Consider the following 26,592-nt stretch of genomic DNA (forward strand, 5'->3'; position numbering starts at 1 on the left):
TAGGTATATCGTCATATAATTGGTAGGTAGATCATGGGCAGTGTAAAGTCGAAACAAAAGTTAGCCAAGCGTCGCAATAGTTTAGTATTTGAACAGGTTGAACCTAGAATATTATTGTCGGGTTATATTGGTGGTGCAGCTGAGCTCGGCAAAGCCGCTATAGATGAAACAGTTATTGTCCAAGAATGGATCGACAACGAGGTGAGTCCCCCATCGACCTCGGCAGACGATGATTTTAACAGTGGTGAGCCTGAACACCCTACAGAGGCTGAAACAAACCAATCAAATAGCTCAAATAGCGAACAAACTCCAACATCAGATCTCACTCACTCGCAAACCCAGCAACTTACGGCCGAATTAAGCTCAGAACAATTACTCGCTTTACAAAATGCCCACGCTCAAGCGCAAGCCAGCTTGCAAGTAGTCGTGGTTGACGCCAGTGTGAATGATAAGCACCAATTAATAGCTGATATTCACTCAGAACAGACCTATATCAGTATTAAGCAAGATGCGCATAACAACTTAAACATTCAGCGCATAAGCCTAGTATCAGACAAAGAGCAGCATCAAACTGAAACACAAGAGTCGTTAAACGTTAGCGAGTTGCATAGCTACTTAGACAGTTTAGGTCATCACACGCCTTCAATTGTTGTTGAACTGCATGAGCATGATGACGGGATCATGCAACTCAATACTGTACTTGAACAAATTGAACAACCGATAGCAGCACTACATGTGTTATCTCATGCGAGCCAAGGCCAACTGCGTTTGGGTAATACAACCTATTCCAGCACTAATTTAGTTAATAACGCGGCGAACAAAAAGCAACTGGCAAAACTGGGTGAGCAGCTAAGTGCAAATGGCGATATCTTATTTTATGGCTGTGATTTAGCTCAAGGACCAAATGGAAAACAACTGTTAAACCTTATCGCGTCTCTTACCGCCGCAGATGTTGCTGCTTCCAATGACACCACGGGGGGCAATGGATTGGGGAATTGGAAGTTAGAAGTGAGTCAGGGCGACATAGATGTCGCTAGCTTACAGGCTAAGCAATACGCCTATTCATTGGCTGATCAAACTTTCAGTGTACTAGAAGCTAGCGTTGAAGAGGCATCAAGTAGCCAAATTGTGGGTACAGTTACGACAACGCTAACTGGCGAGGGATTAAGCTTTGAGGTGGTATCGAACCAAGATAATGATTCGGCTATGTTTATCATGGATGCTAGCAGTGGCGAGTTAAGCTTTAGTTTTGGTGCAGATTTTGAGTCGCCATTAGATACCGATCAAAACAACGTATATAGCTTGCAGGTTAAGGCAAGCAACATGGCTGGTGGAGAGGAGCTTATCAATGTAGACGTGACTGTAACCAATGATGCTAGTGAGGATAGTAGCGGAGACTCTAGTGAGGTTGACGATACGGTTGCGGATAATTCAGTCACGATTGAGGTGCAAGAAAACCAAACGACAGTGACGACTATTGAGCCGCCACAAAACTCTAATTTAACCGGAAATTTAACTTATTCTTTGCCTAATGCTGATACGGATATAGATGATTCAGTATTGTTTGATATTGATGCCACTACAGGGGTATTAGTGTTTAAACAGGCGGCAGATTTTGAAACGCCAAATTCGAAAAGTAACACTAATACCTACACTTTTGATTTAGACATTACGGATGAAAATAACAACTTAGAAATTATTCAAGTTACGGTCAACGTGACCAATGTTGGCGAACTAGATTTAGATAAAATTCTCAATGCACTATTAAGTGGTATTGATCAAGTAAGTGGCTCGGATGGACAAGCTCAGGCCACTTATAGCGCTTTGTCTGAAACAGTACCTTTGCTAACCGAAGGTTTGGATGCGTTATTCGATAATAAGCTTTCTGAGTTATATGATTCAGTAAAACAAGCCGTCGATGATGTAAAAGCCGATATTGAAGGGTTAGGCAATGATATAGCCCAGTTAGAAGATGAACTCAATAAAGCGCTGCGCAATGAATTTGCCAAAGTGCTTATCGATGGCGAGCAACTGATTGCGACGGTAGATGAAGATAATAATCCAATAAACTTTATCGATTTTACCTCTATTACCGATGGTTACGATGTTGCGATTGATTTTGGTGCAGCGATAGTTCGAGATAATCTAGGGGCGGATCTGCAAGATTTAGTTACTGAGCTAGGCGATGCCGCTAACTGGGGATTAAATCAACTCACTAGTGTTTTAGAAAATTTAAGTTTACAAGCGTTGCTTAGTTTCGATTTGGATTTAGATTTTAACATAGACACAACTGATCTTACCGCGCCTAGCGCAACGTTGAAAGCAGGCTCTGGTGCAAAATTAGAAGCCGAATTAAAGAATACTAAGGATGTTGATTTACTCAGCATAGATCTTTTCTCCGACCTTCTCGATATTGATGTTGATATCGTCAAAGATGATATTTTGCTAACGGCCTCGGCGTTTGTCGGTTTAGCTGAAGACGGCGACGATGTGCTGGTAAATGAGCTGGATAGTGATGATATCAATTTTGATAAATCGTTATCTGGAACCGCTGGCATTACTCTGAGCGATCCGCATGATTTGACCAACACTATCGATATAGATTTCACAGCAAACCTTAACGAAGACAATGCTATAGAATGGGCTATTGGCGTAACAAATGCTGACAGCTTTGTTTATAACAAAGTATTTAATGCCATTCTCAGTGGCTTAGAAGGTATGTTTGATGGCATGAATGATCTGATTGTTGACGAGATCGGGTCACTAGACATTCCATTTATTGACGATGTTATTGAAGAACACGCAGCTAATGTTATTGAATCGCTTAAAGAAACCTTTATCGGGGTTAAAGGAGTCGATGGCATATATACCAGCGGCTTAGGTAAAGACATTCAAAATGCTGTGGCCAATAACATCACCCCAGAAGATTTGATGAAAGAGGGCGTTTTTGCCATCTTGGGTGACAAACTGCAGATCAAAAAAACCAATGACAGCGGCGAAGTAGAGTACAGTGACAGTGGGTTAGTGGAAACGATTAAAGCCACTTCTGCCGATGATGTGCCACTCACTTTTGGATTTATCGAGCAAGATAATGGCTTAGAAGACGACAAAGATAACGCTTCTAAAGTATTTGGTTTTAGCTTTGATTTTGTCTTTCGTGAAAGCATATTAGATGCAGAAACCTTTGAGATTGATTTTGGTGCTGGTTTAGGTGACGTACTGGCGTTAGACGCCACTTTACCGTTTGAAGTTAATTTAGACTTTGTTGCCGGATTGGGCTTTGGTTTTAATACTAAAGACGGTATTTATTTGGACGTGTCAGGCGTAACTCAAGCGCAGGATGACGGTATTCTTCAAGGTGGTGAAGACATTGTCTTGCTATTAGACGCCCATGTACAAAATGAAGCTGAGATAAACGTTACATTGGGACCGTTACACGGTTCGATCGATGACATAGACGATGATGAAAAACATCCGGCTCAACTTGATGTATTGCTAGCCTTTGATTTAGAAGATGAAGGGCAGGACGGAACATGGATCGCAACGGGTAAAGATAAAGAAACCTTAACCCCAGCCGGCAAATTAATATTAGCATTAGCCGCTGATTTTATGGCTGAAGTCGATGCCGGTGGTTATTTAGGCGTTCAGACAGAAGTTCACGCGAGTATGCAAGCGGGAGTGAGTTGGAAGCAAGGCGAAGGAGCCCAAAACGAATACGAATCGCCTGTTATTGAACTCAAAAATGTAGGCTTAGACCTTGGTAAATTAGGCACTGATGTACTTAAACCATTAGCAGATATTCTCGATACCATCCTTGGCCCTATTGAGCCTATTGTGGACGTATTAGGTGAAGAAATTGATTTTTTACCTGAGCAAATGAACAATCTAGCCAAGTTCTTAGATTTAATGATTTTCTTAAGAACAGGCAAGCAAACTCATGCTATTCAGAATTTCGTTGAAGCCTACAACGAAATGACAGACATCATCGAAAAAATCGAGCAAATAGATGGCGACGGTATTATTCCTTTAGGGGATTACACTATAGGTGGTGACGACGATGACAGCGAAGCCCGACCAGCCACAGGCAGTACCGTTGCATTAGCCGAAAAGAGTAAACCTAAACTATCGACTAAAAGTAAGTTATTTGAATTTAACTTGCCTATTTTAGACGGTATTGAGCCTGTCATCGCATTACTGCAAGGTAAAGTTGTCGATATTGTCACCTTTGGTATACCCGATCTCGATCCCGAAGGTGAAGAGCCTTTGACATTTGAAGCGGGTACTAAGATCCCAGTTATTCAGCCTATATTGTTTGCTGAACTGAAAGCATTAGGTGAGTTTCAAGCAAGGTTAATGTTCGGCTTAGATACGCGTGGTTTACATAATCTAACCGAAGCTGATGGCTTTCCAGCCCCTGAAGACTTCCTAAATGCGTTGAAAGATGGCTTTTACATGAGCGACAACGTTTATTTAAACGATGAATTGTTGGCAAATGGTGCGACTTACCGGATTGGTGACCCAGGTATAGATGACAGAGATGAATTAGATGTCGGAATCAAAATAAGTGCTGGCGCTGCGCTTGATATAGGAGGATTAGTTAGAGTTGGGGTTTCAGGCGGAATTAAAACGGAATTTTCCGCTAATTTGAATGATCCTGCTGAGCCTGGAAATGAACTGAGCGACTTACAGTACGACGGTAAACTACATGTCGATGAAATTATAAACATTGTGTCAGATCATGGGCCGCTATGTTTAATGGATTTAGATTTAATCGTATCAGTCGCGCTTGATGCTTACATTTGGGTGGGTATTGATTTGGGCTTTTTTGAGGCTACCTTATTTGAAAAGTCGATCAATTTTTTAACGGCTGAATTACTGCACGTCAGCCATCATTGTGAAGTTAATAATCAACCCGAGCAAGTGGCTAACCTCAGTGGTAATACGCTGCAACTAAAATACATTGATGCAGGACAAGTGCTTAACTACGGAGCTCCGGGTAAGGTAGTTAAAGATAAAGATGGTAACCCAGTTAAAGATGATGATGGCAATGTTGTGTTGTCTGGGATCGACTATTCAGTGCGCACCGAAACAGGTACGACTCATGACGGTATCACAGGGGATTGGATATCAGTTTCTGGCAAAGGGTTTATTCAACATTTTAAAGCAGAAGATGTGCATAAAATTGAATGGGTTGGTACAACCGGAGCGGAAAAAGTTTTAGTTGATATCGACCCTGAGGTGGCCACCAATCTAACCGAAATTCATATTGACGGTAAGGGTGGTGGTGACCGGCTTGATGTAAACACCAGCCAAATTAACGGAACCTTAAACAAAATAAATATAACTTCAGGAGACGGGGCGGACACTATTTATGTGCGCACTGATCAACGTCATGCCGATTCCAGCAACTTAGATGTGACTATTGTTTCTGGGCAAAATGTCGTGTCGACACTGAATGACGATGACAGAATTGTTGTGTCAGCTTTAACTCAATCTCTTTCAATTAGCAGCGGTTATGGCAATGACTCTATTTACTTCCCGCAAGGTGCCACAGTAAACGCGGGTTTAGGTAATGATATTGTTTATTTAAATGCCGGCGTTAGTAGTATTGATATGGGGGACGGTCATGACGTTGTTCATATTAATCACGGTGCCGAAACCTCTAAGTTATATACTGGTGCGGGCGACGACAGAATATTTATCGATGATTTGTTAGGTACTCATAGTGATATAGATACCGGTGCGGGTGACGACAATATTAATCTACGCACTGAGCAACTCAAAACAGACTCTTCATATATTCATCAGTTAGTCATGGGTGAGGGTGATGGTGATCACCTTTATTTTGATGGGCGTAACGATGTTGAACCAACTTCTCATCATATTTCGTTAGGTATGGAGGGAGGTGTATTAAAGCTTGGGACAGAAGCCCAAGATGGCGTACCTAAGCACTTTTTAGACCTAGCCGCTGGTAGCGGCGTGGATATCTTGGATATTCAAACAGGGCAAGGAGAAGATTCGGTTTTTATTGGCAATTTAGTTAATTCTAAATCTGTACTAGGGGCTATTTCGATTGATTTAAGTAGCTTCGTTCAATTTGATGGTCACGAAGTTAAAGTTGGTAATGACAAAGATTTGGATGGCGACGGCGATAAAATCACCATTCATAGCGCAGATAATAATGACAATTTAACCCTATCGACCAAAGATCAAATTATTAAAACGTCTTACCTTAACAATACGGTTGGCCATGAAAATGTCATTAAAGTGACAGGTGGAATATCAAAAGCGCTTAATCTTGAAAAAGGTGAAAAGCTAGAAGTGACCGCGAGTATTACCTATGCGGGTGTCATATATCAAAAGCATTACAAAAGTGATAAAGACGGGACAGACGTTGAATTGACAATTAATGATGATCTGACTTGGCAAGTAGATTTAGATGCAGATGATAGCTTGTTTGATGCGACAGCTAAAATTGATGGCGAAGAGGTTAGCCTAGCTTCTGTTTTGGTTAAGAAACGTCAAGAAGCTAGCGATAAAAAGCAAACTTTCACGGAGCCGCATAGTTGGACAGTTGATATTCTTGCTAAGCATTCATTAATAGATGATACCGGTACCATTGATGGTTTAAATGAAATTGCCATGCAAGGAAGTGCCAATTTTTCAAGCAGCTACAACGGCCAGTTGTTTAGAGGGGTAGCTCCAACTTTAGCCAATACCGATAGGCTGCATGTGACGATAGGTGATCATGTATACAAAGAATATGAATCACAATTAAGTGAAACATTTGGTTATTGGAGTTTAACATTAGATCAACCGTTAGCCGCCGGTATCTATGATATGCGCGTGAGTAAAGTCGATTCGAATGGTAACAATGAAGAAGTACTCGAAAAGCGTATTTTAGAGGTTGATGACCAAGGCCATATCCTAATTACTACGTCGAAAAAATTAGAAATAACCGTTCAAACTTTAGATATCGACAATCATGCCAATGCGAATATTGCGCATTTGGAAATACATCACTTCGAGCAAGATAAACTACATATTAATACCGCTGGTGGTGACGATACACTTGATCTTTCTGGTATTACTCATGAATTGTTTACCGAGATTGTTGCACATACCGGTGAGGGTAATGATACGGTCAAAGGATCGATATTTGATGAGACGTTTGACCTTGGTAACGGCAACAATATTTTACACGGTGGATTAGGCAACGAGATCGTCACAGCTGGAGTGGGTGACAATACCATTTACGGTGAACAAGGCAACGACATTATAACCGTCGTTGGTGGTAATAACACAATTTTTGGTGGTTTAGGTGATGATATCATCACAACTGGTGCAGGTGCCGATACGATAGAAGGTAACGAAGGAGACGATACCTTAAATGCGGGTAATGGTAATAATACGGTATATGGTAATGACGGCCATGACACCATTACTTCTAGTGACGGTGATGATAAATTGTATGGTGGCGCAGGTAACGACACTATCACTACTGGCGCAGGAACTGATGTTATAAAAGGACAAGACGGTAACGATACGATAACTTCAGGAGCCGGAAACGATGACATTGAAGGGGGGATCGGCAATGATACGATACGTGCAGGAGCGGGTAATGATACGATAAAAGGTGGCTCTGGTGCTGATAGCTTATATGGCGAAGCTGGGGACGATACTTTGATTTCAGGCTTAGGACTTGATCACGTAGACGGTGGCGCTGACTTTGATCAAATTATAGTCCCTCGTGAATTATTAGCGGTTGCTTATCAGTTGTCGGATAGCCATTTTAAAATGACCTACGATACCGATGCAGACGATAATAATGTCGTTGATGGTAACGATCCATTTGAGGAAGACACCCTAGCTAACCTTGAATATGTTGAGTTATTTGGTAGTGAAAAAGCCGATCGCTTTACGTTAGCGGGCTGGTCATGGAGTGCTTTGCTTGATGGCTTTAATGGTGATGATACATACTCTATTCAAACTCATCCAACGCTAGAAGCCAATACCCTAGTTAATGTGCGTGATACAGGCACAGGCGGTGATGACCAGGATGAGCTGATCATTTTGGGTAACAAACGGGCTGATAACTTTGTGTTTGATATCCAAACGAAAGCTCAACTACAAACTATTACCGATGCGCGGGTTGGCAGCGAATTATTTGCGGATATGCCAGCAACAGACAACAGTGGTAATACTATTCAATATGGTGTGGTTGAATCCTTCGCTCAGCATGATTTTCAAATTAACAAACCAGATATCGACAATGCTGATAATCATTCATTAGATGCTGCACAGCAAGATGGCCAGTTTTCAGGGCATAGACAAACCGTGGTATATGGCCGCGAAGCCAATAATAGTTATGGGGCAGAGACCATTTCTGTACATGGTTTAGCGGGTTCAGATTTCTTCGTCGCTAATGACAATACCAAAAAATTAGAAGTGCACGGCGATATAGGTGACGACATATTTATTCTGGGTGTTATTACAAAGACCAAAGATATTAAAGATGATCCTATTTATGGTGACACCACAATTGTTGAAAGTATCAGCAATGGCTTATCGGTCGAATCTGAGTTCTTTGGCGGGTTTGGCGATGACTACTTTGAAGTAAACCATACGTTAACTACCACACACTTATTTGGTGAAGGCGGCAATGATTTATTTTATGTGCCTACCTTACTGCATGAAGTAAATGGCAAAGTAGCCGTAAAACATGAAGGTGATGATGCACCTAATATCAATATTGACCTATCTGAGTCGACTCAATCCGATAAATCTCAGGAAGAAAACACAGGCTCTGAGGGGGGGGCTGATACGGTTATCGCGCCGATCAAAAATGGCCGAGTCAACATTGACGGTGGGTCAGGGTTAGATGCCCTAGCTATTGGTGGCACACCAGGTGATGATGAATTCAATATAGTGTCTGAGACAATTACCCATGCGAGTGGTAAAACAGAACAAGTGCTACGTGTATATGGTGGAAGTACACCATTAGACAATGTCGTTAATGTCGAACGCTTGGTATTAGTGACAGGAGATGGCGATGATATTATTAATGTGCATGGTACGCCAGAGGGCACATGGTTTGAAATATATACGGGTACAGGCAACGATGTCGTTAATATTGGTGGTGAAGCGCGCGATATTGATATTAGTGTATTACAAGGCACGGAACATAAATCAGCTATTGCTCATGCATTGGGTTTATCAATTGAACTCAACTTACAAACCTTCAACGAAATTAACCGAGTTAAAAAACGCTTACCTAAGTCTACTATTGCCGATGTCAAAGGGTTGTTAATTCTACGCGATGGTGGTGGTGATGACACGATTAATGTCGCTGGAACAGAACATGCGGGTGAAATCGCCCATAAAGAGCTAACCACAGTTCCTTACGTTGAACATGCCTTTTTTGATTTACCCGATCTGGAAACCCCTAATGCACCGGATAAGTTTATTCATGCATTTATGCTCAATGTAAATGATGAATTGGCCAAAGGTGCGGCATTTTCTGCTGATACAATTTATTTTGCCATGCTGCATTATTGGTATTCATCGGCAGAGTTTCGTGAGTATGTTGATAAAGCAGAGCTTTCCGACGAACAAAAGCAAACTTTATTGCGTGATCATTATATTAGTAAAAATGGTCAATTTCGTCATGGCTATCTACCTAAGCAAAGTTTGGACAGCTTGCAAACCCTGAGAAAAAACTACGAGCCACATTTTAGTCAAGCCGAGCTTGAAAGCTACATAGCACAGGCGAGTGATCCGGGTGATGCGTATCTTGCTATCTACGGCAATGATATTGATAGAGCCAAAGAAGCGCTACTGATTGAGGCATTATCGTTTAATCTGCCAGATGAGGTTATGCGAAATTGGACTTTTCCTGTCGATGATTTTCAACAACATGTACAGCAGCAATATAGTTTAGCTTTGCTATCAGAAAATACTTCGCCTCAACAGGTATTATCTCGTTATTCAGCAATCGATGGTTATTACATTAGCGATTTTGATCCAAGAGTAGATATTCGTAGTGGTAAGTCCTTTTCTATTGATTCAGAAAATGGCTTACATGGTTTGTCTAAGCCTGAACAGCAAATGCTGTACCTCATGTTAAAACAAGTATCGCCTAAGCAAAGTTTTGAATGGCTACAACAATTTGAAAGTGTTTTCACCAACGAAGAGCAGAACACTTATTACCAAGAGATCCTTGCAAACTACAGTATTTGGGCTGAGGAAGGCTCGGCAGCAGCTGAATATCGTAACGAAGTGATACAGTCTTTATTATTAAAAGAAGTTTTAATTCCTGGCTCTATAGCATCTATCCCAGCGGGTGAAAAAATTGAATTAACCTTAAATGATAGCCATCGCATATTAGGGGTGGTGAGTGACAATAATACGGTTTTACAAAACATGATAGACACTATGTATGTCAAAACCACGATGCCGACAGATTCAAGCGCAGGCTATCATGTTTATGTTAATCAAAGTGCCACTGCAGATACCTTGGGTGATCATTATTATTACTTACATGAAATTTATGATTTGGTTGATGGGCGCTCGCAATTAACTCAATACGTGTTGTACGAATTTAATAATGGTACAACCAATAAGGTTTCGACCTTAGATAAAGACCAAATCAATATTAGTCAATATCGACCGGCTGAAGGATTCAGCAAAGCGTCTTTATCTGGCGTGAGTTTATTCCCAGCAGATGCTGAATTTTACATCAAGAAACAAAACCTGCGCAGTGATCCAACGGGCATCACCACGTTAACGACTCTGCATGGTCAAACGGTACAGCTAGAGAATCAATCGTTCGCTGATCATTTAGTTGTTTATGATAAGCCCGCGCCAATTGATCCCAATAGTAATAGCACCTTGTCTAACGCACAGAAAGTGCGGGTTGCCGAAATGATAGGTGAAGTGACGATTAAAATAGACCCAACTCATTTTGTTCAAGTGAATGGTTATCAGTCTTTCATTAAGCATGAAATTAATTCTTCAACTTACATTGGCGAATGGTTATACACACTTGATCATGCACCTATTAATGCAGAGGGTGCCGCGACTACCAGAGGTTTTGATGTTTTCTCTGGCTTTGGTAATGAGCTAGAAAATAATATTCGCTTTAGTGGATTTGACGATGTGGTGATTAACCTCACTGACAAAGCCGATAATATTTCAGTTGTTGGTGAGCTTGAATTGGCAAATATTCACATTAATGCGTTTGGTGGTGATAATACGATAGATGCTTCCAAGCTAACCAATACTGATACTCAATTAACGATTAAAGCGTTAAATGGCAATGACACAATAACCGGTAGTAATGCCGATGATGTTATTGAGGTGTCAGGCGGTGTTAATAATATTAATACGTTGCAAGGTGCAGACCAAATTTCTTTGGGTGACAGTCATAATACGCTGACTGCGAAGGATGGTAATGACATTATTACCGGAGCCAACGGCAACAACAATATTACGCTTGGAGATGGTCAACACACAATTACCTTAGGTAATGGTAATAATACGATTGTTGTTGGTAACGGAAATAACACAATAACAACAGGCAACGGAGCCGATACTATTACGCTTGGTCAAGGCAATAACACGCTTAACCTTGGACACGGTAATAATACCTTGACCGCGCAGGACGGTAGCTTAACGGTTGAATCGGGTAATGGTAATGACACCTTCAATTTGGCTAATGGCGATAAAAACATAACCATTAGCGGTGGTGACAATACCATTCAATCGGGTAATGGGATTCATGTAATTAACACTGGGGCAGGCAAAGACTCTATATCGACTGGCAATGGTGTTGATACTATAAGATCGGGTGCTGGTGACGATACTATTAATACTGGTGATGGCAATGATGTTATTTATGGTGAAGCGGGTAACGATATTATTTTAGCTGGATCGGGCAATGATACTGTTGATGGTGGTGATGGCTTTGATTCGATTTCTGGTGGTTTAGGGAATGACAATTTATATGGCGGTGCCGATAGCGAATATCCAAACTTTAATGAGCCAGTTTATCAAAATATATTCTCTGTTATTGATGTTTTAAACGCCGGCAAGGTTGGTTTAAATGTGATTGATGGCGGTGCTGGTTATGACATTATTATGGGTGGTGAAGGGGTAGATGTATTATTGGGTGGTTCTGGCGATGATGAAATATATAGTCAGTGGCAAAGTGCTAAGCAAGGCGTATTTTTAAGTAAAACAGACCCTCAAGGTTTCAATCCAAATCAAACTGGTTTCATACGAAAAGCTAATGATTTACGCCACGGTTTGGGGTTAATCCGTACACACTTTACTGATTTTGTCGCTGGTGAAGAAGGTGATGATTCCATAATATTAAATCGCCAGGCCATCGTCTTTGGTGACGATTATCAATATAGCTTTGGCGCTTCGTCGCAAGGTAATAATTTTACCGATGTTAAATGGCAAACAGGCAGTCATGCCGGTAGTGACACCATAGATTTAACCAGTGTTCAGTCGATATCACCAGGCGGCGCACAAGGTCAAAGTATTGCGGCTACATTAAATACGTCAAGCATTATATTTGGTGGCGAAGGTAACGACCTGATTAAATCTAGCCAATTTAATAATGCGATCAATAGTGATTCTGGCGTGCTTAATATCGCCGTGCAAGAAGGTTATTTTAGAAATATAAGTGGTAGTGAAAGGGGGGAAAACTCATTCCATGGTTCAAACTTTTCAGCTAATCGTTTATATGTGCACGAGTTTCATTCACTTCAAACCGATGGCGGTAAAGATACCATTGAGTTATATGGCGATAAAACCAACCTGATTATCGCAGGTGGTCAAGATGACAGCATTTTGTTTGAGAAGGAATCAATGGACGCTTTGACTGTTTACGGTGACGAGTATTCTGTCAGGTCATTCGATGAAACGCATAACTATCCTTTCAAGATAGAATTTTCTTTTACCTCTGATTCTGGTGTGCCGTTGGATCAATCAAACAACAATACCGTGAGGTTGATGGCTGATAGAGTACAACAATATAACTTTACCGGATTTAAAAATGCAGGTTTTAATACTGAAGTTCAAGTTGAGCAACAACGCTTACTGGAATTAGAGCAGCAAAAACAGCAACAGGAACAGCAGCAAAAAGAACAGCAACAGCGCCTTGAAAAGCTTAAAAAGGAACAAGAGCAAGCTAAGAAAAGCCAATTTGCCAATACAACTGCCGAAGAACGCTTGAAAACCTTAGAGCAATCAGGCTATCGCGATAATTCAGGTTTTGAACGTGACGAAAGTGGTCATTTTTCAAATGCTGAAAAGTTAAAACAAAGCGCGTATTCCGGTGATTTTTCAGATAGTGTCAGTCAGTTTACCGCTTCAGATTATGAAAATACAGATGGCTCAGTTAAAGACGGTTTAACCGAGCAGGAGAGTCAGGATTATTTTGATTCTTCCGTTGGAGTAACCAATGAACTGACGTTACTTGAAGCAAAAGCATTATACGATCCGGCTAATACTTCGGGGTTAACGCAAAAAGACGCAATAAAAGTATTGACGGGGGAACTGTCTGAAGCTGAAGTACAAACTAAAAAAGCTCAGCAAACCAAACGTTTATCTTATGTAAGTTCATTAAATGAGGTGTTTAATGTTTTAGATGATGGTTCTGGCATGAATGGTAAAGGTTTCTTGATCAACACAGGTGACATGAATGATAAAGTGTCGTTACCTGATGGTACTACTCGCAGTGGGGTGTTGCCGATAACAACGGCAGGCTCATTTATAGAGATGCTCTCAGGTAGTTTTGAAGAAAGCCTAAAATATCCTCAACTTGATTTGCAGGCGGTTTTTAAAGAGTTTGCGAGCCAAATAAAAGGTAAAAGTACGCTGAATTTACAGGATATTCAAAACCTTGAAGCTAAAATAAAAGCCGCTACTTTACCTTATGAACTTGGTGTTGACCCTAATACATCCCCAGAAAAATTGCAGCAGCTAAAACAGCAAAAAGAACAGCGAGAAATGGATGAAGGTACGCGTATGATGGAGCGGGAAGCAGCAAAAGCACGAGGTAATAGTTCGCTAATGGTTGATGAAATTATACTTGATAAATCAGCCTTGGCTTTCGCCGCATTAGGTTTAATACCCTTACAGCAGCAAAAACGCAAAGTGCAAACCGATGAAACGTCTGCGTTAATTGAGCCTGAACTAAAATGGAGTAAGGGTCGTTTGATCCATTAGCATAGGCCGGTTTGAGAAGGAAATGACAATTTAAAGTTATTGTATAGTCAAAGCGATCGGGTTTTAGGGGCAGCTTCCGCATCCTTGCTCACGCTCCTTACCTACATCCGTGTAGGCAAGCTTTGAGACCCCATGAGCATATGCTCTATTATGTGATTGGGGCCGCCTAAATGGATTTAGGTGTTAGGACGACGCAGGAGCCAAAGTCGAGAGTAAGCGCTGACAATGAACCATAAAACCTGAGCGAGAAGACTATATCATCAGTTTAGAATTAACTTAATTAGTTATGCTGGCGTATCGCGCTAGCATCAGCTATAGCTTTTATATACTCATAATAAGAATGCAACATAAATGAATAACACCACTACAGATGGTGCAGAGCTTTGGCAACATTTCCCCGCTTCTGGCACAGCTAATTTCTATATAGATTTTCTTAAAACACAAGTGATGTTAATTGGTCGCCAGAAAGTAATAAAAGCCGCTTTGCTGAGTTATACAGATGATAACCAGAAGCAACTGCTTGCCCGTTATCCGTCGCTAAATACAGAACTAGATTGCTTTTCAAATATACTTCAGCGAATTGAGCAAGAGAAATGCGGCTTGGTTATCCCTATTAAAGCCGAGTTAGCAACTGAAGCTGAGCAACCGGTTAGCAAAATCAATGTTATTGCTGGTTTTCCATTGATTATAGATAACCAAATTCAGACTATTGTTTGTTTGGCGCTCTATATTCAGCATCAAACTGAATTGAATGCCATTATGGGGCACTTAGAATGGGGGAGCGGCTTTTTAGCTTTTTACTTGCAGCAGGAAAAAAACAAGCGAGTTTGCCAGCAAAACTTACAAATCACTTCGGCTCACAATATTCTTGCTAACGTAATCGCTAAATTGGATTTTGAATCGGCAGGGCAAGCTTTTTGTAGTGATCTCGCAACGCAGTTTCATTGTGATCGTGTGTCTTTAGGATTAGCCAAAAATCAAAAAGTTGAATTGGTTTGTTTGTCCAATAGCATTGATTTTAGCAAAAAGCTGGCGTTAACCACGCAAATACAAGATGCCATGTTAGAGTCTGTTGAACAAAACTGCTTACTGGCGGTGCCCGACGAAAGTCTTGATAACCAGGGTAAACCTTCTGACGACAAACAGCATACCAAAGCACATTATTTGATAAATCATGCAACACGCAAACTGTCGCAGATGCAAGGTAATAGTGCGGTGCTGTCGATTCCTTTGTATAACCAAGGGCAAGATGAGTTTGCTTTTGCTGCGGTTATTTTAGAACGCGCGGGTAATATGCCATTTTCCGCGCAGGAACAAAGTTGGATACAAGCCATATGTGTTCTATTGTCACAAGTGTTGTTTGATAAGCATAATGCAGAACAGCCCATCATTAAACAATTACAAAACAGGGGATTGACGCACTGGCAAAAACTAGTTGGCAGGGGCTATCCAAATAGAAAGTTGGCCGTGGCTGCACTCGCCAGTGTCTCTTTGCTATTCAGTCTTTGGCACAGTGAATATTGGTTAGCTGCTGACGCTCAAACTTATAGTTTGCAACAATTTACAATAAGCGCGCCTTACGATGGTTATATCGAAAATAGCCAGGCTAAGGCGGGAGATAGGGTTAAACAACATCAAATTTTAGCGAGCTTGGATAAAAAAGATTTAGGCTTAGAAAAAATTAAATGGCAATCCCAATTAAGTAAATTACGTGGAGAGCTAAATCAAGCTCAAGGTGAATTTGATCGCGCTAAAATAAATATACTGCAAGCGCAATTGGCACAAGCGCAGGCTGAGTTGGACTTGGTAAACAGTCAATTACAACGTGCGGATTTAGCGGCGCCATTTGCTGGCACATTAATCCAAGGTGATTTGTCTCAAAGGTTGGGCGATGCAGTACGCAGGGGCGAATCGTTATTTACATTGGCGGCTACCGGTGAATACCGGCTGCATATTCAGGTACCGGAAAGTCGTGTTTTAGATACGCAAGTGGGCCAAAACGGTCGGTTAATTCTTAAGTCACTTCCCAATACGCAATTACAGTTTACGGTTAGCCGTATTACGCCAGTAGCACAAGCAGGGGAAGGTAAAAGTACTTATTTGCTTGAAGGTCAGTTTAATAACGTAGATCAAGAGTTCATGCAACGTTTACGCCCAGGGATGCAAGGCGTAGCTAAAATTTACATTGATGAACGGTTGCAATTAAGTATTTGGTCTCGTGATGTTATCGAGTGGTTTCAACTGCAATTATGGCGTTTTTGGGGCTAGATATTCATTGTCATGATGACTGCAATTTTTAGTGAAAATTGGTATCGCGTACGGGACTTAAAACCTAAACTTCGTCAGCATGCTCAAATTTATCGCCATGAATATCGCCAGCAAGTTTGGTATTTATTACAAGATGAAACAACTGGCCAATTTCATCGATTTACGCCTCAAGCGTGGCGTGTTATTGGTTTATTAAATGGTAAACTGAGTGTAGAGCAAATTTGGCTACAGGTTAGTGAACAATTAGGCGATGATATGCCGTCGCAAGATGAAGTGATAGAATTGTTAGCTAAATTGCACCGTGCCAATGTTTTACATGCGGGCGATTGCCCAGATTTAGCATTACTCACCCAACAGCAAACAAAAAAACAGCTGCAAAAACGCTTCAAGCAATGGAACTCACCATTCAGTATTAAAGTCCCCTTGTTAAACCCTCATTCTTTTATATCGCGAACAGCTTGGCTGGCTCGGGGGGTGTTTAATCCGATTTGCGGGCTAACTATATTGTTGCTGTGGTTATTCTCTGCCTTGGGTTTGGCGGAGCAAAGCCAAGTTTTAACTGAAAATTTGGCCGACAAATTGTTGCAACCCAGTGGCATTTTAATGATGCTTTTAGTTTATCCTTTCATAAAGCTAATCCATGAGTTTGCTCATGGTTATGCGGTAAAACGCTTTGGTGGAAGTGTTAATGAAATGGGGATCCTGTTTTTAGTGTTGTTTCCTGTACCTTATATTGACGCCAGTAGTTCTATTAGTTTTTCCAATAAGTATCATCGCATGTTGGTTGCCGCATCCGGCATCATTGCTGAACTCACATTAGCCGCATTGGCTGGGATTGTTTGGTTGACTGTTGAACCGAGCCATACCCGCTCTGTTGCCTATTTTGTCATGATGACAGCAGGCTTATCTTCATTGCTATTTAATGGTAATCCATTACTCAAATTTGATGCTTATTATGTGTTGTCTGATTGGTTAGAACTACCTAATTTGGCGCAGCGGGCAAATAAGTATGTCGGATATATATTTAAGCGCTATGGCTTGTGGTTAAAACACGAGCAAGATCCTGAAGCCCTGCAGTCCGGTAAGCTTTGGTTATTTTGTTATGGAATAGCGGCTTTTGTTTATCGAATGCTGATATTTGTCGCTATTGCCTTATTTGTTGCGCAAGAATACCTTTTTGCGGGTGTTGTTTTGCTAGTATGGTCCACCACAACGACAATGTTTATTCCTTTATTTCGTACGTTAATTAATATGGCAAAAACACATTCAGCACCTCATTTACGTGGTAAAGCGTTGCGAGCCAGTGCACTTTTTTTAAGTAGCTTGATTTTGTTATTGTTTGTGGTGCCTATGCCTATGACCACAACGATCCAAGGCGTTACATGGGTACCTGAAAAAAATCGAATCGTGAGCCACAGTGCGGGGTTAGTAACGGACATAATTGAACCAAGTCAGAAAAACGTAACCCAGCATCAAGCACTAATGTTTTTGCAGTCAGAGCAATTAAGTAAAGATATTCAAGTGACATCGGCACAAATAGCCGAGTTAGAAGCTAGATTAGTCGATGTTGCTAGAGATTCAGTGCAATTGCAAATTGTGCAGTCTGAATTAGCAGGCTTACAAAAAGTATTAGCAAGGCAATTGCAGCGGCAACAAGACTTGGTTGTAAAAGCTTCGCAATCTGGCCAACTTGTCTGGCTGCCAGAGCAAAGTTTGCTGGGAGCTTATGTACAGCGTGGTCAACTATTAGGTTATATACTGCCTAGTCATTTTGATACGCTTAAGGCGAGTGTCAGTGAGGATGATATTGATTTAATTAAACTTAATGAATACCTCGATGTGCGATTTAGTTCAAATATGGCTAATAACCACAGGGCTAAAATCACAGTGGTAACCCCCCAAGCGCATCAAACGTTACTAAGTCCGGTATTGGCTGGACAAAGTGGTGGAGAAATTGAACTTTTACCTGATAAAAAATCCTCATCAGAACATGACACATCGGGCTTACCTCAGACGCAAAAAATGCAAAGCCTCGACCATTTTTTTACTATCTCACTTACATTAGAGCAACCTGTACCAGCGACGATAGATGAGCGTGTTTATGTAAAAATAACTCATCCTGCTGAGCCCATCATTTATCGCTGGTATCGAGATATTCGTCGCTTATTACTTCGGCGGTTTGATCTGTAATGGGCTTTGTATTTCCTAGACGGCATGCCCAAGGTCGGGTATATCGTTCTGAAAATAAATCAGTCGAACCGTCATGGCTGGATTCACTCTATCTAAAGATAAAATATAAACGTAATTATCAAGCAGAGAACTCAGCTTTCCATCAGTTTGCGAATGAAGTATTGCAGCAGGATGAGCGATTATCAAAGTTAACTAATGACGCTTTGCAGCAACGGATTGTCGATATTAAAAAACGAGTCGCTCATGGGTTGTCGATGCCGGTAGTAATAGATGTTTTTGCTCTCATTCGCGAATCGGCTCGTCGTACTTTAGGTATGGCTCACTACCCCGCTCAGTTACAGGGTGGGTTCGCCATTTTGACTGGGCATGTAGCAGAAATGGCGACCGGTGAAGGGAAAACACTTGTCGCGACATTACCCGCAATAACGGCGGCACTAGCCGGAATAAAAGTTCATGTAATTAGTGTAAATGATTATTTAACCGAACGAGACGCGAGCGAAATGATGTCTTTGTATCACTCTTTTGGTTTGACTGTGGGTATTGTTATTGCGGGGCAGAATAAAGCCAAACGCCAATTGGCTTATCAAACGGATATTGTTTATTGCACTAATACTGAGTTAACGTTTGATTATCTTAAAGACCGTATTTTATTAGCCCAACAAACCCACGCGATAAAACGCGCTGCGGCAGTTTTAAACTTACAAGATGTGTCGCAGCAGCTTTTGTTAGATGGTTTACATTTTGCCATTGTTGATGAAGCAGACAGTGTTCTGGTTGATGAAGCTCGAACACCGTTAATCATTTCAGGCAAAAGCGAAGTGAATCAAGCCGAGTTAGCGGCTTGGCAATTAGCTTTGCAAGTGGCGAAAACAATGCAGATAAGTGAACATTTTGTTGTGCATACGGCTGCAAAACAAGTTGAGTTAACCGCGGCTGGTTCAATGTTTCTCAATGAGTATGTGGATCAATTTCAAGGCATATGGGCGGGACGATTACGCAGAGAAGCTTTAGTGCAACAAGCCTTGGTTGCATTGCATTTGTTTACTTGTAACAAAGATTACATTGTCATTAAGGGTAAGGTGCAAATTGTCGATGAACATACTGGGCGGGTCATGCCGGACCGCAGTTGGAGTCAAGGTATTCAGCAACTGATTGAATTGAAAGAACAATGCGAAGTAACACCTCCTAACGTTACTTTAGCTAAAATTAATTATCCGGCATTTTTTACGCGGTTTCATTATTGGGGGGGCATGTCAGGTACGGTTAAAGAAGTAGCCAGTGAATTTGGTAATACTTATCAAAAAACAGTTGTTGGCATCCCGAAAAACAAACCCGATTTACGTCAGTATCATGGGCAGCATTTATTTTGTGATTTAACCAGTAAATACTTGGCGATTGCGGCGTTAAGTAAACGCTTAAGCCAAGCGGGGCAGCCCGTTTTAATTGGCACTTCTTCGGTTGAAAATTCGGAAAAAATAGCCGATTACTTATCAAGTCAAGGCGTCGAATATCAGCTTTTGAATGCAAAACAAGATGCACAAGAGGCTTATATTATTAGTCAAGCTGGACAGGCTGGTAAGGTGACTATAGCCACGAGCATGGCTGGGCGAGGAACGGATATTAAGTTAAACAACCTGAGTCGCCAAGCGGGTGGTTTATTTGTCATTGTGACAGAGTTACAAGAAGCCTCGCGTATTGATAGGCAATTAATTGGTCGATGTGCTCGCCAAGGTGATCCGGGAGCGTACAGTTATTTTATCTCTTTAGAAGATGATTTGTTAACTCAATATATGCCAAGTTGGAAGCGTTGGTTATTAACTAAATGGTTAAAACTTGAAAAGTGGCAAACTAGCCGATTTTTATTTTGGTTAATCAGACAAACACAAGTTGAAATTGAACAACAACATTTTAATACACGGCGTAAATTACAAAAAAATAGTCGTCAACAACAAGAATTATTAACTTTTGCAGGTGAAGAATAATGACAATACGCCGAGCTAAATCCTATATTTTGTTTTTTCTATTTATGACTTGGCAAGTGAATGCCAATGTCAGTTGTGTACTTAACCCAAGTAAAGACATAAAAGTGGCAAGTGCGGTGCCAGGTGTTATCGCTGAGCATCATGTTGAACGTGGTGATAAAGTACAAAAAGGTCAAAAGTTGAGTAGCTTACTGGCAAAAATACAACAGGCGCAACTTGATTTAGCAACAGCAAAAGTCGATTTTTTACAACGTAAAGTTCAGCGTAATCAAGAGCTATTGGACGCAGAATTAATTTCGCAAGAAGAAGCGGATGAATTATTAACTGATTTGCGTATTGCTCAGTTAGAAGCAAAAGCCGCAGAAGTTGATTTAAACATGACTGACATAGTTAGCCCAATATCAGGCTATATAGTAGAGCGTCTTATTGAAAAGGGGGAATTGGTCGATAACAAACCCGTTTTTAGATTGGTGGCCACGGATCCTTTGTATGCAGAGGTGATATTAAAACAAAGTTTGTTTGGCGAGTTCAAGCTGGCACAACAAGTAGACTTGCAGCTTGGGATCCCATTGGCAAGCAAAGTTAGCGCGAGTATTGTGGCAATTGACCCTATTATTGATCCTCGTAGCGAAACGTTTGGTTTACGCTTGCAAGTTGCTAATCCCAATAGTCTTATTCCTGCAGGACAAAAATGCCAAATGATTTATTAGGGTGTGTACACCAAAGATTAATCAACCTACACATACGGAACTGAAAGTACATATTCGGCAATGGCTTTATCCGAGGTGGTGTCAGTTATTTTTACCACGACTTCGAGTTGTAAATTCACCAACTCTATGTGGCCGCTGAGCTGAAAACGGTTATTGTTTGCCGAGTCTCTTGCTGTCATCTGCAAAAACTCGCCGCTTTTACGCACTTGCTCTACTAATAAGCCGTGTAATTTATCACGTATACCTTGGATTTCTCGGCTTGGGCCTTGATAGCTCAAGTTTAAAATACGCAGGTGCCGCATGACTTGTGGTGAGCTGCGTGATTGTAATTCGTAGTATATACGTTCGGCGAAAAACGGCAGTTGAAATTGAATTTTACTGGCCACTAGCGAAGGCGTTTGTGGATTATATTGTGATGGAAGCGGGTTGATAATAGAGGGTGATTCTACGACGACGACCTGCCTTTCATCGACGGGAACAGCCACATTAGCGGGGGTGTTTAGCGGGATAGATTGATTAGTTGAGTTGGCTTTAGGATAGCCGTAGCCGCGATAGGCAAACTCGCTGGCAACGTGTTGGTGATAATCCATAGATGAACACGCGCTAATAATTAGCACGACAACAGAGGTGAGATATCTGTATTTCATCAAGGGTTATAACTCAGTAAAAAGTTTGATCAAACAACAAGGCTGTTCCGCATTATAGCCTTGCCAATAGGCTTGCAACGGGACGCTGTGCAATTAATTAATAGCAATTAGCATAAGCAATTAGTAAGCCAAGTAATAACCCTATAAAGATTCAGGTTTAAAAACTTGATATTGATAAGGTTACCCCCATTTTGAGTAGATTGCGCTAATCCATTACTTTCTATAACTTGAGCCATTTTATGACTAAAGCGTTGGCAATCAGCAATTTAACAAAAACCTATAAAGGCGGCACCGAAGCGCTTAAAGGCATTAATCTTACGGTAGAGCAGGGCGACTTTTTTGCTTTACTAGGACCAAATGGCGCCGGAAAATCTACGACTATTGGCATTATTAGTTCTTTAGTGAATAAGTCTTCAGGTAAGGTTGATGTGTTCGGCTATTGTTTGGACGATGAGTTAAATAAAGCTAAACAGCAAATTGGCCTAGTACCACAAGAATTTAACTTTAATCAGTTTGAAACAGTACAGCAAATTGTGGTTAATCAAGCTGGCTATTATGGTGTGCCGCGCGGTGAAGCGATAAAGCGCTCTGAAAAATACCTTAAGCAAATTGGTTTGTGGGAAAAGAAAGACGAACGTGCTCGTGCTTTGTCTGGCGGTATGAAGCGGCGCTTAATGATAGCGCGAGCATTAATGCATGAACCTAAGCTATTGATCCTTGATGAGCCAACAGCCGGCGTCGACATCGAGATACGTCGTTCTATGTGGGAGTTTTTAAAGGAAATTAATCAGCAAGGTATTACGATCATTTTGACTACGCATTATTTAGAAGAAGCTGAAATGTTATGCCGCAATATCGCTATTATTAATGGCGGGCGTATTGTTGAAAATACCTCAATGAAAGCGTTGTTGAGTCAATTAAATACGGAAACTTTTATTCTCGACTTAGATCAGGATTTATCAACTATCGATTTAGCAGGTTATCAAACACGCTTAACTGATAGTCATACGTTAGAAGTGGATGTAGAAAAAAGTGCTGGTCTCAATGCGGTATTTCAATTGCTGACTGAACAAGGTGTTCAAGTGTTAAGTATGCGTAATAAGGCCAATCGTTTAGAAGAGTTATTTGTTTCTATGGTTGAGAAACCACTAGTTAAAACACAGTCGAATGATACAAAGAATAGTAAGGACAAAACATAATGCTGGGTAATTACGGCGTTGCATTTAACGCGTTAGTGGTAAAAGAATGCACACGATTTTTAAGAATATGGGTACAAACTTTAGTGCCGCCAGCTATCACCATGACATTATATTTTGTCATTTTCGGCCAGCTTATTGGTTCGCGAGTTGGTGAATTAGAAGGATTCGCTTACGTTGAATTTATTATGCCTGGTTTAGTCATGCTAGCTATCATTAATAATTCATATTCAAACGTCGCTTCATCCTTTTTTAGCGCTAAGTTTCAGCGCAATGTAGAAGAGCTACTCGTCGCGCCTGTCCCTAATGTTGTCATTATTCTTGGTTTTATAGCAGGCGGTATGCTACGCGCCATGCTGGTTGGCCTTATTGTGTCAATTGTGGCTTTGAGCTTTGTTGATCTGCAAATACATAATTACTTTATCGTGGTAGTGACCGCTATTTTAACCGCAATGTTATTCGCCCTTGGCGGCTTATTAAACGCGATTTTTGCTAAAACGTTTGACGATATTAGTATTATTCCTACGTTTATCCTCGCGCCGTTAACCTATTTAGGCGGTGTATTTTATTCACTGAGTATGTTGCCTGAAATAGGTCAGCAAGTGAGTCAATTTAATCCTATCTTATATATGGTTAATGCGTTTCGTTATGGCTTTATTGGCTACTCTGATGTGTCGTTAACCATTGCGTTTAGTGTGTTAGTGGGAAGTGTCATTGTATTATTTAGCCTTGCTTATTACCTGTTAGGTAAAGGCTTTGGTATTCGTTCCTAATTTTAAGATGAGAGAGTTCTATGCAAGCTAACTCGCGCAGTATTGAGTCTAATCAAGCGGGAATACACGATAGTTTAGAAAAGGTGGTTAACAAACACCTCACGCATGAATTTAAAAAGCCCATTGCAGACCATACACGGCAAGTATTTGAGTTGATTGATCAGCAAATTAAAGCGGATCCCAAGCCTTTAATTTTTGATGCTTGCTGTGGTGTGGGTGATAGCTCGCGTTATTTAGCCAAGCAATATCCAGACCACTGGGTAGTGGGGATAGACAAATCGGCCGACCGTTTGAACCGTGAGCGCACAGAGCCGGATGCCAGTAATTTAATTTTAGCGCGAGCAGATTTAAATGACTTTTATCGTTTAGCTGTGGCGGCTAACTGGCAACCTGAGTTGCATAAAATTTTGTATCCAAACCCTTGGCCTAAATCAGCTCATTTGCAGCGTCGTTGGCATGGCTCGGCGGCATTCCCGAGTATTGTGGCGTTGGGTGGACAATTAGAAATGCGTAGCAACTGGCCTATTTATCTCGAGGAGTTTGCCAAAGCTTTGGAAATAGCAGGGCATAAAGCGATCGTAAAACAAATTCAACCTGAGCCTTTTATCACGCCATTCGAGAAAAAATATGTGCTAAGTGGTCAAGCTATTTACCAGTTACAAGCCCAGCTTTAAGCCGCTTGAATAAAACGGTTCGTTTTCACTGTTTTCTTCAATATTTGCTAACTTAAAAACGCATTTTGTTTGACCACTTTTAGGGTGGATTTTATTCCCGACAAATCCTAAGTACCTGCTATCCTGCAGGTACAATATGTAAGCGCTGACAACGAACCATAAAAACTTGAGCGAGAAGATTATATTAGTCTTGGGTCGTCTCGCTATATGCATAGCCAGCATGACTATTCTTTATTTGGTAAAATGTTGCTTGTACATAGTCGTCACTGTCACTCGAGTTGTTTTGATTATAAACTCCAGCTTTAAAATACATATATTGACCACCTAAATCATAGCCACTGTTTGACATGTCGTAATAGCTAATGATGTCATCTTTATTTGGGCGAGAAATTGTCACCTTTAATTCATTACCTATCACTTTTATTTGATAGCTGAACTTTTCGTTTAACGCAATCCCGTCGCTAGGGTTAGACGTACTATTAGCACGACTGCCTATCATTTCAACGTATACATCGTCTTTACCAATTGGCTCATGTGCATAGTAAATTGCGCCTTTATCGTTATTGGGTAATTTGCGATAGTAAAGGCGAATGGGCTCGTCGTCGTTAGCATGAATTTGACCAATAATCACTCGACCTATTTGATAGGTTTCACCCGTTGTGGTGACATGATTAACCGCCAGTGTTGCGTTTAATTCACCATCAACACCACCCGCACTGGCTTGTTCACCACTTGATGCCGATGAAAACACCCAATTGTTTAAATTGACACCTTGAGTTTTAATTGAGCGATTACCGCGACGTAACATTTCTCTTAATTCAACTCGAACATATTTGGTATTGGTTGATGTTTTATAACCTTGACTTGGGCTTTTAAAAACTAGGCCGCCGTCAACAGACGCATAAAAATAGGCTGAATTGCTATAGCCATTAACAAGCTCAGTTTCACTAATGGAATCTGATTTGCCATTGCCGTCTTCGTCTGTAGGAATACTTAAATACCAATCATTTAACTCGATCCCTAATTCGTTGGGCTTTTTAGATAAATCAGGGCTGGGGTCGGATAAATTGGCCGAATCAGGCTCAGTTGGGGTTACTGGCTCTGTTGGCGTTTGCTCTTTGTCTTGTTCTGTGTCTTGCTCCGTACCTTGGTTAAGTAATGGATTATTACCATTTTTATTGCTTGAGCTGCCACAGGCGCTAAGGGTAAAAACGAAGATAAGTGTTAATAACCTAATGGTTACAAATGTGATATTTTTTAATTTCATGGTCTTTACCCTTAGAAAAAAGAACGGAGAAAGAAGAAAAGCTTGTGTTTAGTGTTGCCACTCTTGCGTAAGTAATTGTGCTGTCCCGTTGGCTAATTTAACCTCGTATTTAGCTTCTTTCCCTTGAGTGTCGACCGTATAAAATTCGTAAATAATCACCCCATCACCTTGGTCACTTTCAATAATACGCTTGGGCGCAATAGTTGGATGGGCCGCTTTTAAGCGAGTTAATACTTGAGCTGGACATTGTTCGATAGACAAATCACGTTGAATTTCAACGATCTGCCATTGCTCACCAACTTGCAGTAAGTCAAATTCGATTTCGTTGCCTTTTGCATCAAGGCCTTCGATATCGATATAGGTTTTGCCATGTTTAAATTCTTTTTCAGCTTGCTTGGCAGTAAAGCCAGGATGAGATTTTGCAATGCTGCTGAGTATGCTGGCGGGAATTTCAGCTAAGGTCAGATCAACTTTTTTATTCAGGGTTGAGCCAATGGTATTGTCGCCAGCGATAGATGAACTCATATAAAGTAAAGACAGAGTGCAAACTAATGTTTTTGATAACAGTTTAACTTTTAACATGATTGGTTATACCAGATTGGTGTGTAAATAATAATTTATAGATTATGTTTTTACCAAAGTGTTAT

11 protein-coding genes are annotated in these 26,592 nt (G+C 40.9%); 8 read left to right on the plus strand and 3 right to left on the minus strand.

From position 1 onward, the window contains the following. Positions 1-33: 33 nt before the first annotated feature. The 5 genes from C2869_RS12795 (at position 34) to C2869_RS12815 (ending at position 21,388) form a co-directional block, all read left to right on the plus strand. The gene (locus C2869_RS12795) at positions 34-14,238 is read left to right on the plus strand and encodes a DUF4347 domain-containing protein (protein ID WP_108603310.1); all 14,205 of its coding nucleotides are present in this window, start codon (positions 34-36) and stop codon (positions 14,236-14,238) included. Positions 14,239-14,589: 351 nt separating this feature from the next. After that, entirely contained in the window at positions 14,590-16,506 is a 1,917-nt protein-coding gene (locus C2869_RS12800) for an efflux RND transporter periplasmic adaptor subunit (protein WP_108603311.1), read from the plus strand. 12 nt (positions 16,507-16,518) lie between these two features. Continuing rightward, entirely contained in the window at positions 16,519-18,696 is a 2,178-nt protein-coding gene (locus tag C2869_RS12805; RefSeq protein WP_159084160.1) for a peptidase M50, read from the plus strand. Further along, complete coding sequence (locus C2869_RS12810; protein ID WP_108603313.1) at positions 18,696-20,678, plus strand: preprotein translocase subunit SecA; 1,983 nt, start codon at positions 18,696-18,698, stop codon at positions 20,676-20,678. Before C2869_RS12805 ends, C2869_RS12810 begins: the two co-directional genes overlap by 1 nt. Then, positions 20,678-21,388, plus strand: a complete 711-nt coding sequence (locus tag C2869_RS12815) for an efflux RND transporter periplasmic adaptor subunit (RefSeq protein WP_108603314.1) — start codon at positions 20,678-20,680, stop codon at positions 21,386-21,388. The genes C2869_RS12810 and C2869_RS12815 overlap by 1 nt, the downstream gene beginning before the upstream one ends. A gap of 26 nt (positions 21,389-21,414) precedes the next feature. Here the strand turns inward: C2869_RS12815 and C2869_RS12820 are convergent, their stop codons facing one another. After that, positions 21,415-22,035, minus strand: a complete 621-nt coding sequence (locus C2869_RS12820; RefSeq protein WP_159084161.1) for a hypothetical protein — start codon at positions 22,033-22,035, stop codon at positions 21,415-21,417. 239 nt (positions 22,036-22,274) lie between these two features. Between C2869_RS12820 and C2869_RS12825 the strand changes: the two genes are divergently transcribed. From C2869_RS12825 to trmB, 3 genes are read left to right on the plus strand one after another with little or no spacing between them, the layout of a single operon-like run. Beyond that, positions 22,275-23,234: an ABC transporter ATP-binding protein gene (locus C2869_RS12825; RefSeq protein WP_108603316.1), complete on the plus strand. Its 960-nt coding sequence runs from the start codon at positions 22,275-22,277 to the stop codon at positions 23,232-23,234. Continuing rightward, complete coding sequence (locus C2869_RS12830) at positions 23,234-24,004, plus strand: ABC transporter permease (RefSeq protein ID WP_108603317.1); 771 nt, start codon at positions 23,234-23,236, stop codon at positions 24,002-24,004. Before C2869_RS12825 ends, C2869_RS12830 begins: the two co-directional genes overlap by 1 nt. 20 nt (positions 24,005-24,024) lie before the next feature. After that, positions 24,025-24,678: a tRNA (guanine(46)-N(7))-methyltransferase TrmB gene (trmB, locus tag C2869_RS12835; protein WP_108603318.1), complete on the plus strand. Its 654-nt coding sequence runs from the start codon at positions 24,025-24,027 to the stop codon at positions 24,676-24,678. Positions 24,679-24,862: 184 nt separating this feature from the next. Here the strand turns inward: trmB and C2869_RS12840 are convergent, their stop codons facing one another. Together C2869_RS12840 and C2869_RS12845 are read right to left on the minus strand one after the other, a co-directional pair. Then, a complete protein-coding gene (locus tag C2869_RS12840; protein ID WP_108603319.1) occupies positions 24,863-25,945 on the minus strand; it encodes a polysaccharide lyase family 7 protein in 1,083 nt (360 codons plus the stop codon). A gap of 48 nt (positions 25,946-25,993) precedes the next feature. After that, positions 25,994-26,527, minus strand: a complete 534-nt coding sequence (locus C2869_RS12845; RefSeq protein ID WP_108603320.1) for a hypothetical protein — start codon at positions 26,525-26,527, stop codon at positions 25,994-25,996. Positions 26,528-26,592: the final 65 nt, after the last annotated feature.

This window comes from Saccharobesus litoralis, assembly GCF_003063625.1.
Classification (GTDB): Bacteria; Pseudomonadota; Gammaproteobacteria; order Enterobacterales; family Alteromonadaceae; genus Saccharobesus; species Saccharobesus litoralis.